Origin of the sequence: Polluticoccus soli, assembly GCF_029269745.1 — a bacterium.
Taxonomy (GTDB): Bacteria; Bacteroidota; Bacteroidia; order Chitinophagales; family Chitinophagaceae; genus Polluticoccus; species Polluticoccus soli.
Window position 1 is genome coordinate 279,513 of the sequence record NZ_JARJHT010000002.1, and the last position, 11,005, is coordinate 290,517.

Here is an 11,005-nt window from a genome sequence, read left to right on the forward strand (position 1 = left end):
TTGTCTTTAGTGTTTCTTACGGCTATTCCTGATCATTTTCAGTGCTGTGATCGCAGCTTCTTCTCCTTTATGTCCGTGCGGCCCGCCAAGGCGTTCTATGGCTTGTTGTTCATTATCGAGTGTCAATACACCGAATATAACAGGTACAGGGAGCATTAAGTTCAGTTGTACGATGCCTTCGGTAACCGCTTTGCAAACGTATTCGAAGTGTGGGGTTCCTCCGCGTATTACTGCACCAAAGGCAATGATAGCTTCGGGAGCGCTTTTCTTATCCTTTTTGTTTTCCCACAATTGCTTGCAGGCAAAGGGCAGTTCAAAGCTTCCTGGCACTGATACCTTTTGGGTGATCACTGCACCGAGTTGTTTGGCAACACGCTCAGCGCCTGCTATAAGTTCGCCGGTTATCTTCTCGTTCCATTCTGTATATACTATAGCTATCCTTGCCTTCTTCAATTCTTTGAGCGAAGCTGTGTCCAGCAGGGTAGGACTGAGTTGTGATTGTGCCATAAAACTAAAAATCCCCTTTTTAGCCCGTAAAGGTAAAAGGGGATTTGAAAATTGTAAAACTAATTATTAGTTCAGGTCGCCCAGGCGTGCAAGGTATTTATCTACGTTGCGGGCTTCAGGAGCTGTAGGATACTCGTCGCGGATACGGATGTAAGCCTTCTTAGCTTCTTCCGGTTGTTTATTCATTTCATAAGCAGCACCTGCACGAGCCAGGTAGAACGGAGTCAGACCGAAATCTTCTTTGTTTCCTGCAGCTTTGTTGTAATACTCGATACCTTTCTTTACATCGCCGGTTTCCATATAAGCGTCGGCGATAGAACCATAAGCTGCATACTCAAGGCTTGTGCCCTTGCCGTCGAAGTCTTCCAGTTGTTTGATGGCATTTTTGAAATCACCTGTTTTCAGGTAAGCAATACCTGCGTAGAAGTGTGCCAGGTTAGCAGACGGAGTGCCGCTGAATTTCTTCTCGATCTTCAAGAAACCGATGCGCTGACCATCACCGTTTAGTGCTTTAGACATAGAGTCTGTTTCGAAATAGCGCTGAGCATAAGACATAGCTGTTGCTGCTTTTTCTACGCGTGGCTCCTGGTAAAGCTTTTTATAAGCAAAGAAAGCCACAACTGCACCAATAACTACGAAAGCAATTGTATTGATAGGTTTCTTGTTCTTTTCATACATCACCTGCAGATTGTCGAGCGCACTGCTACCGCTGTCCTCAACTACAATTTTCTCTGCACCTGGTTTATTCCTTGTTGTACTTGCCATTTAACTTTTACTTTATTTGAATGTGATTGTGGTTTCTGATTTTCAACGAATTAGTCCGTAATATACGGATAATCGTCTTCCGCGTATATATCTTTATACAATTCGCTGTCGTCCGGCCATGGGCTGTCTTCGGCAAATTGTACCGATTCTTCTACCTGGGCACGTACTTTGTCGTTTATCGCTTCGATCTCCTGTTCTGTAGCCCAGCCATTATCCATGATGGTTTTCAGTACTGTGTTGATCGGATCTTTCTCTTTATACTCTTCCAGCTCTTCTTTTGTGCGGTATTTAGCAGGGTCACTCATTGAGTGACCGCGGTAGCGGTAAGTTTTGATCTCGAGGAAGGTTGGGCCACCTTTTTCGCGTGCACGGCGTACTGCGCGGTCAATGGCTTTGTGAACTTCTTCGCAGCTCATGCCGTCTACAGAGTCGCCCGGCATGCCATAAGCATCAGCCAGCGTGTAGATATCCAGAACTTTTGAAGTACGCTCTACCGAAGTCCCCATTGCGTAATAGTTGTTCTCGCAAATGAATACTACTGGCAGCTGCCACAACACGGCCATGTTGAACGTTTCGTGCAGCATACCCTGGCGGGCAGCACCATCGCCGAAGAAGCAGATGGTAGCACGGTCTGTGTTGTTGTATTGATCCGCGAAGGCCATACCAGCGCCAAGGCCGATCTGTCCACCAACGATACCATGGCCGCCGAAGAAACGTTTTTCTGCGCTGAAGAAGTGCATGCTACCGCCTTTACCCTTGCTGCAACCGGTGGCTTTACCATACAATTCGGCCATACACTCATTAGGAGTGAGGCCCTTAGCTATAGCCAGGCCGTGGTCACGGTAAGCGGTGATAACATTGTCGTCATCGCGAATAGCGGTCATCATGCCGGCAGCTACTGCTTCCTGGCCTATGTACAGGTGACAAAACCCACGAATCTTCTGCATACCATACAACTGCCCGGTCTTTTCTTCAAAGCGGCGCAGCAGTAACATGATCTCGTACCAGTATAAATATGTCTCTTTACCGAATGGAGTCTGCACTGTTTTTTTAAATTTGTGCGAAAATATAAAAACTTTCGTTCCTTTTCCGCTTGAATACCATAAAGAAGATAACGTTACTGCAATTCCGCAATTATTCGTCGGCTTCTTTCGATTTTACGGCTCCTGTGACCTGTATTACCGGCCCCAACGGCAGTGGAAAAACTAACCTGCTCGACGCCGTTTATTATCTCTGTTATACCAAAAGTTATTTCAGCTCGTACCAGCAAAATGCCGTCCAGCGCGGCATGGACGGGTTTAGGATAGAAGGCTGGTTTGAACTTGATGGCCGCGAAGAACGCATTGCCTGCAAGTGGAAAGGTGGCAAAAAGGAAATTTCTGCCAACGGTGTAGAATATGAGAAACTTACCGAACATATAGGAAAATATGCTGCTGTGATGATCGCTCCAGACGACATGGAGCTGATAAATGAGGGTAGCGAACTGCGCCGCAAGTGGATGGATGGCATATTGAGTCAAACCGATTGCGATTACCTGGAGCGGTTAATGAACTACCAGCGTGTGTTGCAGCAACGCAATGCCTGGCTTAAAATGCAAGCTACTAACCCCAGCACTATACGCACAGAACTGGAATTTTATAATGCAAGGTTGGCTGCCGACGGAACTTATATATATGAATGTCGTAAATCGTTCATTGTGCAGTTTCGCCCACTGTTGCAGAATTTTTATGAACAATTGTCGGGTGGTAGAGAGCAGGTGGAGATAGATTACGAAAGCGATCTGCTGACTAAGGCCTTGGCAACATGGCTGGATACCGGTCTCGAACACGACCTGCGCATGCAGCGTACCCTCCGCGGTATACACAAAGATGACTGGGCGTTTAGCCTGAATGCTACGCCACTCAAGCAATTTGCTTCTCAAGGACAAAAGAAAAGTTTCCTGTTTGCTATCAAGCTTGCCCAGTATGCATATTTGGCACAGGTACAGAAGCACTTGCCGATTTTGTTGCTTGATGATATTTTCGAAAAGCTCGACCAGAGCCGGATGGAAGCCCTGTTGCGTATCATCCGCACACCTCAGTTTGGCCAGGTGCTGCTAACCGACACGCATGCTGGTCGTGTACAGGAAGCCTTTGGGGAAGAAGCGCAGGTGCAGTTCATTAACCTGTCGCACCACCCTTAACCTAGTCACGCTCCAGCAAATATTTCCAAACCACCGCGGCTAGCAGTGCTCCTGATATAGGTGCTATTATGAATAACCATAACTGCGACAAAGCTTCACCACCAACAAACAAAGCAGGACCTATGCTGCGTGCTGGATTGACAGATACGCCTGTTACAGGTATGCCGGCGATGTGTATCAGCACAAGGCTAAGGCCGATCGACAACCCTGCAAATCCTCCGTGAATATTTTTGGTAGAAGTAGATCCAAATATTACCAGCAGGAATATGAAAGTAAAGACTACCTCTGCCAACAATCCTGCCTGCATATTATAATGCTGCGGCGACAAGTCAGCATAACCGTTTTGACCAAGACCGTTAACCGCAACATCGTAACCTGCCTTGCCTGAGGCGATCAGGCAGAGCAACCCTGCACCAATGAGTGCGCCGATCACCTGTGCTATTATATAGTATAGGGCTTCACCTAATTTCATTCGTCCTGCTACCACCATACCCAGCGATATGGCGGGGTTTATGTGGCATCCCGATATATGACCAATGGCATAAGCCATTGCTACTACCGATAAGCCAAATGCAAAGCTTATACCTAACAATCCCACGCCGGTAGTTCCATCTGCACCTGCTATCACTGCGCTGCCACAGCCCATCAGCACCAATACCATAGTGCCGATCAGCTCGGCCAGAAATTTTGAAAAGCCCGAGGTTTTCATGTCTACTCCATTTGATCCATCGCGACGTTAAAAAAAGCGGGCGTAGTAACTACCGTTTAACGTGAATACTAAATGTTGGTTTGCGTAGGATGCATAAGATGCTGAAACGAAAGCAGACGTACTTGTAGATGTTGTTGATAATTGGCGGGGTGTATTTATTGCGCGTACTAGCTGTGCTTACAGTTGGGGGCAAGATTGCTACATGATATTGCGGAACAATATTGCTTGGTTTGTGCTTAGTTGCGTGCCTAAAAAAGAACTCCCGCCATGAATGGAAGGAGTTGTACGTGTTATTGTATCTGTTAACGAGTATTATCTTGGACGTATCCTTGTCAGCTGTTTGTAGACGAGGTACATCCAGGTGCCGAATGCTGCGCTCAGCATCCAGATGTCGGCGTTACGGTATGGATGTATTACATGATACAGTATATTGCTCGCCAAAGAGAAAGGATTAGCTAATACATCCCAGCTATTCCAACGTTCGTAGCGGCCGAGGTATATGCCGTAGCCGCAGGCTACCAGGATAACGAAGATAACAGCCGAGATATACCTTTTGCTAATAAAACTGATCAGCCACCGCTCCATTTTACGTAGCGAAATAAAGCCCAGCACAACGCCATTCAATGCAGCCGATAAGATCAGCAGCAGGTCATACCACAGCGGAACATCTCCACGCTCGCGCAGATGGAAGAGATCGGTAACGATGTACATCGCATTGGGAAAGAATAACAACCACAAAGCGGCATAAGTCCAGCCTCGACGAGTAGTAGAAGCCGTTTCTATTTTATGGCTGAAGTATAATGGCAGTACAGCCAGGAACAGGTTCCATGTTAGGAATGCGAATGTAAGATGCCCGGTATAAAGCACTCTTCCAATGATGAGCGCGCCACTGAAGCATAGCGAAGGCATCAGCCATTTATACCTTTCAATAAATCTCATTTGGGTTGCGTTTTAGGGCTTAGTGTTAAATACGGTTTCTGGAACATAGCCTGTGCCATACCAGTTGATCTTGCGTGAATAGAACATGATGATAGCTATGATGACGAATAAACCTATGCTGCCAAACAGCAGAGAATTGTCTTGCAGCTGAATAAGTACAAACAGGTAGGTATATAATCCGCCAAGTGCTGCTGCAAAACCCGCCGCTATTTGGGGTTTTCTAAAAATGCCCAGCGTATAAAGGCTGATGAGTGAGACTGTAGCTATAGAAGATATGATATAGGCCGCATTGAATCCTGTGTATTCCGAGATTGAAAGGAGCAAGGAATAGAATATACAAAGTGCTAAACCGACGAGCACATATTGCAGCGGGTGTATTTGTCGTTTTTGCATTATCTCCAGAAAGAAGAAGAGGGTAAATGTTAGTGCAACAATGAGGATGGCATATTTAACTGAACGTTCGGTCTTGGCATAGCTATCATTAGGTTGTAGCAGCTTTACCCCGAAGGCTGTTCCTTCGATATCGTAAGTGCTGCCATCACGCCAGGCCTGCGGATAGTTTCGCGATACCTGTAGTACATTCCATTCTGCTGTAAAACCATTGTTGTCGACTATTGCAGGAGATGACGGCAGGTAATGACCGTCAAATGCCGGGTCTTTCCATGGAGAACTAATTTGGACATGTGTTGTTTTACCGACAGGCGCAAAATATAAATACGAGGATCCTTTCAATTTCAGATCCACGGTGAAGGCGGCTCTTCTGTTGGAGTCGAAACTGGTCTTTGCACTCAATCCGCTTTTCACAACGTTGTTATCAGGAAGCCCGGCTTCCAGGGCCAATGGTGCATTGTTCCATCGCATCACTACGTTTTCTTCCAAGCCCCGCGCATCATCTAATCCCATCATTACCGTGCATTCGTTCCACAGTAAGTTGGCTTCTGGAATGCCCAGTTTTTTTATAACCGATGGATCAAATTGGCCACTTAGCTGCATAGACGATCGGTAGAGGGTGACATCGTATATACTGCGATGCCGTTTCTCTGGCAATAGCCTGCCATTGATGTTGAGCTGCTCTGGCAATATATAAGCATTGCGCTTTGTTATCTTACCGGTGCTGTCAATAGTTTGTATGAAAGGAACAACTATGATAGGTCCCGTAAGTGTTTGTTGTGTGGCCCATTTACTACTTACCTCTTTGATCACTTCGTTCTGTCGCTTCTCCCGTTCGCTTACCTGGTCTGAAAGTAGTGCTACAGGGATTAACATAACTAAAGTGAAAAAGCCGATCAGCAGGCCTTTTATCAGCATTTTGTTTCTGTCCCAAAGGTTAAGGAGAAGGTTCTCATTCTGTTCCATGTTTATCTAATTTATTATTTTTAAAAAGTGCTTTGAATTTCAAAGTGAATTAAGCAAAAAAATATTATTCCAGGTTTTTGATGATCTGCTCCAGTGCGTCCAGGTGTGAACGGAATGCTTTTTCACCAGCTTTGGTGATAGAATAGGTAGTGTTTGTCTTACGACCTATAAATCCTTTCTCTACTTTTATGTACTTGTTCTCTTCCAGTGTTTTCATGTGCGATGCCAGGTTGCCATCAGTGATATCGATAAGCGCTTTCAAGTCATTAAAATTCATGCTCTCGTTTACCATCAATGCGCTCATGATACCGATGCGTATGCGGCTGTCAAAAACTTTATTTAACCGTTCTATCGTCGCTTTCATCTATGCGTTCTCCCTGCTGATGTGTTTATCGTATTTATTCCACATGATGATACCGTACACGATATGCAATACACCAAACCCTATTGCCCAGAAGCTTAACCCATACCCCGGGATAAACAAGCAGATGCAACCTAAAACTACCTCGCAAATACCAAGGTATTTGATGTCGGAAAGAGTGTACTTGCTGCCATTGATCAGTGCTAGTCCGTAAAAAGTAAGCAGGGTAGGAGCGATAAAAACTTCCTGTCCGTCAAAAAGAAATTTGAGTGCGAATATGCCGCCAGCTAGCATTGGAATGGCTATTTGCGCTATCAACCTGCGCGATGCTGCATTCCATACAGAGCCACCCTGCGCCCTTGTTTTGCGCCAGGTGAAGTAGTATGCACCAACCAATGCTACTATAAATACGATCGCTGCCAATAAAAAGAATCTTGTAACGACGGCATTATATGCATCGCCGTTCATTTCGCCTGCAGCTGGCCTGTATGGATTATAGTAGCCTGCGGGTAATTTATTTAACCACACGCGTGCAACATATGCACCTGCCAATCCTGTAACGCCTGCCCACACACCGCTCCAGCCGCTCAGTGATATAAAGCGCACCGAGCGCTCCATAATGCTGCGTATATCCTGCAAAGTTTTAAGCGACGATTCGTGGCGACTTTCCATTGTTCTACTCTTGGGGTTGAAAACTAGTATTTATTTATGCAAAAATTAATATCGGGAACTGAATAATGAACAGTGCTTTAGTTCCACATCGTGCCATTCAGCCCTAATACGGTACCCATCCACAAGCCAAAGAGATACACGATCAGGCTCAATGAAATCACCAGTACCTTTCTCCACCCTACAGGAGGGATCCAGCGTTCTATTAAATAACTACATGCGCCACCAGTTGCACCGGCCAAAGTAATTACCACCAGGGGGCGGATCTTCCAATATGCTCCCCACTCAGGACGGCCTTCAACACCGCCGATTAGGATCATCATTAATGCAAGCGCCACGATCGCTCCTATCAATATTCGCTTGCCTAAAATAGACCTGTTAAAAGGTTGTGTTATTAATTCGTTTTTCTGTGACACGATAACTTGGTTTAGGCTTATAAAAGTACTTTGAAATACAAAGTAAATACTATGCCAGTATTTTTCCAAATATGTAAGAATGTTAACAAAATATTTGGTTCTGTATTTTGAGAACTAAAAAAACCAACATACCTTTGTGTCTGATATGAGTACAATGAAATTATCCCAGGAGAAACTAAGCCTTATCGAGGAGTTCGGCGTATTTCATGAACAAAACGGGATGCAACCAGCTGCAGGAAGGGTGATCGCGCTGTTATTCATCTCGGATAATGTAGAGCTGACTTTTGAAGAGATATATGAAACGCTGCATATGAGCAAAAGCGCAGCTAGCAATGCGATCAACTTTTTACTGAGCACCAACAGGATTGAATACATAACCAAACCCGGCGAACGCAGGCGATATTTCCGTGTCAAAGCACAAAATATAACTGATGTGATTCAGCGCTCACTTACCGGAATGAACGGCTTCAATACAATGCTGAAAAAAGTGCTTGAGCACCGTCCTGCGCACACTAAGGACTTCAACAACCGGCTTAAAGAGGTGACCCAGTTCATGGATTTTCTTCATGCAGAACTGCCAGTATTGTTCCAAAAATGGGAGCAGCGCAAGAAATAAAAAAATTTGATCATATTGGTTCTTTTAGTTGAGAACTAAGTATATAATTATAAACTAAATGAAACGAATAGCTTTTTTACTGGCCGCAAGTATTATCGGGGCTACCGGCTTTGCGCAGGAAACGTATAGCCTGAAGCAAGCCATCGATTATAGTTTGAAGAACCACGGTTCGAACGTTATCTACAAAAACGAGATACAGAAAGTTAAGCTGCAATCGAAGGAAGCTTTGTCTGCCTACCTGCCACAGGTGAATGCGAATGCGACTTTTGACGATAACCTGCAACGCCAGACGACAATATTGCCAGGCGCTATGTTCGGCAAAACCGAAGACATCGCCGTGCAGATGGGTAATAAATATAACAGCACCGCTACTATACAGCTGGACCAGACGATCTACGACCAGGCGATGATATATGGCATCAAGGCTGGAGTACCTGCTAAAAAGATCGCGGAATTGAAGCAGGCAAAAAACAATGAAGAATTGATCTATGGTACTGCATCCGCCTATTCGCAAATACTGTTGCTGAAAGAACAACAAAAGCTGATAACAGCAAACCAGGACCAATACCAGCAGTTGTATGATATCACCAAATTCCGCTTTGATAAAGGTGTGGCTAAAAAAGTGGATATGGATAGGGTAGTAGTACAGTTAAACAACATCAAGGCACAGCAAAAGCAAATACAAGCCGATATAGAGGTTGCCTACAACTCGTTGAAGAACGCAATGGGTTTGCCGCTGAATGCAACGCTGCAGATAGAGGACAGCCTCAATTACGAAAAATACATGCAAAGCGCCTATGATAACCTTCATGTGCAGGATCTGATAGATTATCAGTTGCAGGATCAGAGCATCGCCTTGCAGGAACTGGATGTAAAACGTAAACAAGCGGCATCGCTTCCTACACTGTCTGGCTACGCACGGTACGGTCAGCAGGGTTTTGGTAACACTGTAGGCGACGCCACTTCAGATTGGCATACGTTCTCCGCTGTCGGTTTGAAACTAAATGTGCCTTTGTTTAGTGGCCAACGCAGGCAGGCGCAGTTGCAGCAAAGTAAGCTGGAGCTTCAGAACGCGAAACAAAACCAAGAGCTCAATGAGGCTGGTCTGCAATTGCAGTTTCAAAATGCCGCACGCCAACTACAGGAAAACATGACTACACTCAGCGCCAACAGAAGCAATATGAACCTGGCCAAAACAGTATATGAAACCAGCCAGTTTGAATATAGCAAAGGCGTATCGTCCATCGCCGACCTGCTGAATGCTGACTTTTCATATAGGCAGGCTCAGGCCAACTATATGACCTCGCTGCTCAATCTTGTCTCTAACCGCCTTGAATATGAAAGGGCGAAAGGAACAGTTACTCAATTCGTTAACCAATTATAATATCTAACCGTCCATACAAATGAAAAAAAGAACACTCATAGTTGTCATCGTTGCCATGTTTGCAGTTATAGGCATTGTATTGGCTAACAATAAAAAGGAGCTAGATGCCAAGAAAGTAGTGGTAGATCGTTCTAAGATACCGGTGTCTGTCGCTGTTGCCAAGGTTACAATGCAGACTCTGGATGGAAATCTGAGGTTGCCGGCAACTCTTGAACCGGCTAAGACTGCAGATATCTCGGCTACCACCGGTGGTAAGATCGTAAGCCTGCGCATACAACTCGGTTCGCACGTAAGCATGGGACAGGTTATAGGCTCTGTAGATACCCGCCAGCAACAGCTTGGTGAGAATGATGCGCAGGAAGCGCTGCGTAAAGCAGAAAAGGACTACCAACTGAGCAAAGAACTTTATGAAGGTAATGCAGGCACTGCCCAAGGTGTAAAAGACGCGCAACATGCACTGGACGCTGCCCGCATACGTGTACAGCAATCTGGACAGAAAGTTGGCGACGGTGCTATTAAATCACCCATCAGCGGTATCATCACTACGAAGAATGGTGAAGTAGGTGAATATGCTAACCCCGGTGCCACACTGGCTACAGTAGTAGATGTATATAGCCTGAAAGCGGTGGTATTCGTTAGCGAGAAAGATGTGTACCAACTGAAGATCGGTCGCCCTGCGGCTATAGCTGCCGATGTACTGCCCGGCAAAACTTTCAATGGCAAAGTGAGCTTTATCTCTCCTGTTGGTGACGAGAACCACAACTACCGCGTAGAGCTTACGGTTGATAACAAAGCCGCCGAACTGAAAGCGGGCACTTATACGCAGGTAAACTTCGACCTTGGTAGCAGCACTAATGCCTTACAGATGCCTAAGATCGCGTTGGTAGAAGGAACAAAGAATCCTTATGTATATGTGGTGAACGGTGAGCAGGTAATAATGAAAAAGATCACTGTTGGTCGCGAAGTAGGTGAGAATATTGAAGTGCTGAATGGTCTGAACGAAGGAGAAGAGATCGTTACCAGCGGCCAGATCAACCTCACCAACGGTAGCCGGATCACCCGCACCAGGTAAGTATCACCAAACACAAACAAAATTTATTC

General features: G+C 45.5%; 13 protein-coding genes. 4 read left to right on the top strand and 9 right to left on the bottom strand.

Features of this window, described 5'->3' with window-relative positions; all coding sequences use genetic code 11:
• Nucleotides 1–6: 6 nt before the first annotated feature.
• From ribH to pdhA, 3 genes are all read right to left on the bottom strand, one after another.
• Nucleotides 7–507, bottom strand: a complete 501-nt coding sequence (ribH, locus tag P2W83_RS11805) for a 6,7-dimethyl-8-ribityllumazine synthase (RefSeq protein WP_276133941.1) — start codon at nt 505–507, stop codon at nt 7–9.
• 66 nt (nt 508–573) lie between these two features.
• A complete protein-coding gene (locus tag P2W83_RS11810) occupies nt 574–1,272 on the bottom strand; it encodes a tetratricopeptide repeat protein (protein WP_276133942.1) in 699 nt (232 codons plus the stop codon).
• Between the two features lie 50 nt (nt 1,273–1,322).
• Nucleotides 1,323–2,315 carry a pyruvate dehydrogenase (acetyl-transferring) E1 component subunit alpha gene (gene pdhA, locus P2W83_RS11815; RefSeq protein ID WP_276133943.1) on the bottom strand — a complete coding sequence of 331 codons (993 nt, stop codon included), beginning with the start codon at nt 2,313–2,315 and terminating at the stop codon, nt 1,323–1,325.
• Nucleotides 2,316–2,365: 50 nt separating this feature from the next.
• Between pdhA and recF the strand changes: the two genes are divergently transcribed.
• Entirely contained in the window at nt 2,366–3,454 is a 1,089-nt protein-coding gene (gene recF, locus P2W83_RS11820; protein ID WP_276133944.1) for a DNA replication/repair protein RecF, read from the top strand.
• A gap of 1 nt (nt 3,455) precedes the next feature.
• Here recF and aqpZ read toward each other — a convergent pair whose 3' ends face one another.
• The 6 genes from aqpZ to P2W83_RS11850 form a co-directional block, all read right to left on the bottom strand.
• Nucleotides 3,456–4,163: an aquaporin Z gene (aqpZ, locus tag P2W83_RS11825; RefSeq protein WP_276133945.1), complete on the bottom strand. Its 708-nt coding sequence runs from the start codon at nt 4,161–4,163 to the stop codon at nt 3,456–3,458.
• Between the two features lie 312 nt (nt 4,164–4,475).
• On the bottom strand, nt 4,476–5,102 hold the full coding sequence (locus tag P2W83_RS11830; protein WP_276133946.1) for a DUF1361 domain-containing protein: 627 nt from the start codon (nt 5,100–5,102) through the stop codon (nt 4,476–4,478).
• 12 nt (nt 5,103–5,114) lie between these two features.
• Nucleotides 5,115–6,458, bottom strand: a complete 1,344-nt coding sequence (gene creD, locus P2W83_RS11835) for a cell envelope integrity protein CreD (RefSeq protein WP_276133947.1) — start codon at nt 6,456–6,458, stop codon at nt 5,115–5,117.
• Nucleotides 6,459–6,522: 64 nt separating this feature from the next.
• Nucleotides 6,523–6,822 (bottom strand): winged helix-turn-helix domain-containing protein, encoded by a 300-nt coding sequence (locus tag P2W83_RS11840; RefSeq protein WP_276133948.1) that lies wholly within the window; start codon nt 6,820–6,822, stop codon nt 6,523–6,525.
• On the bottom strand, nt 6,823–7,491 hold the full coding sequence (locus P2W83_RS11845; RefSeq protein ID WP_276133949.1) for a hypothetical protein: 669 nt from the start codon (nt 7,489–7,491) through the stop codon (nt 6,823–6,825).
• Nucleotides 7,492–7,568: 77 nt separating this feature from the next.
• Complete coding sequence (locus tag P2W83_RS11850; RefSeq protein WP_276133950.1) at nt 7,569–7,904, bottom strand: hypothetical protein; 336 nt, start codon at nt 7,902–7,904, stop codon at nt 7,569–7,571.
• A gap of 145 nt (nt 7,905–8,049) precedes the next feature.
• Here P2W83_RS11850 and P2W83_RS11855 point away from each other — a divergent pair, with 145 nt between their 5' ends.
• The 3 genes from P2W83_RS11855 to P2W83_RS11865 are packed head-to-tail and all read left to right on the top strand — an operon-like array spanning nt 8,050 to nt 10,976.
• The gene (locus P2W83_RS11855; protein ID WP_276133951.1) at nt 8,050–8,520 is read left to right on the top strand and encodes a GbsR/MarR family transcriptional regulator; all 471 of its coding nucleotides are present in this window, start codon (nt 8,050–8,052) and stop codon (nt 8,518–8,520) included.
• 58 nt (nt 8,521–8,578) lie between these two features.
• Complete coding sequence (locus P2W83_RS11860; protein ID WP_276133952.1) at nt 8,579–9,904, top strand: TolC family protein; 1,326 nt, start codon at nt 8,579–8,581, stop codon at nt 9,902–9,904.
• A 19-nt stretch (nt 9,905–9,923) separates the two neighbouring features.
• Nucleotides 9,924–10,976: an efflux RND transporter periplasmic adaptor subunit gene (locus P2W83_RS11865; RefSeq protein ID WP_276133953.1), complete on the top strand. Its 1,053-nt coding sequence runs from the start codon at nt 9,924–9,926 to the stop codon at nt 10,974–10,976.
• Nucleotides 10,977–11,005: the final 29 nt, after the last annotated feature.

Excerpts from the sequence above, each read along its gene's own strand:
- creD (WP_276133947.1), bottom strand. The coding sequence starts at position 6,458 with ATGGAACAGAATGAGAACCTTCTCCTTAACCTTTGGGACAGAAACAAA.
- P2W83_RS11855 (WP_276133951.1), top strand. The coding sequence starts at position 8,050 with ATGAGTACAATGAAATTATCCCAGGAGAAACTAAGCCTTATCGAGGAG.
- P2W83_RS11830 (WP_276133946.1), bottom strand. The coding sequence starts at position 5,102 with ATGAGATTTATTGAAAGGTATAAATGGCTGATGCCTTCGCTATGCTTC.
- P2W83_RS11840 (WP_276133948.1), bottom strand. The coding sequence starts at position 6,822 with ATGAAAGCGACGATAGAACGGTTAAATAAAGTTTTTGACAGCCGCATA.
- ribH (WP_276133941.1), bottom strand. The coding sequence starts at position 507 with ATGGCACAATCACAACTCAGTCCTACCCTGCTGGACACAGCTTCGCTC.
- aqpZ (WP_276133945.1), bottom strand. The coding sequence starts at position 4,163 with ATGAAAACCTCGGGCTTTTCAAAATTTCTGGCCGAGCTGATCGGCACT.
- P2W83_RS11810 (WP_276133942.1), bottom strand. The coding sequence starts at position 1,272 with ATGGCAAGTACAACAAGGAATAAACCAGGTGCAGAGAAAATTGTAGTT.
- P2W83_RS11865 (WP_276133953.1), top strand. The coding sequence starts at position 9,924 with ATGAAAAAAAGAACACTCATAGTTGTCATCGTTGCCATGTTTGCAGTT.
- P2W83_RS11860 (WP_276133952.1), top strand. The coding sequence starts at position 8,579 with ATGAAACGAATAGCTTTTTTACTGGCCGCAAGTATTATCGGGGCTACC.
- P2W83_RS11845 (WP_276133949.1), bottom strand. The coding sequence starts at position 7,491 with ATGGAAAGTCGCCACGAATCGTCGCTTAAAACTTTGCAGGATATACGC.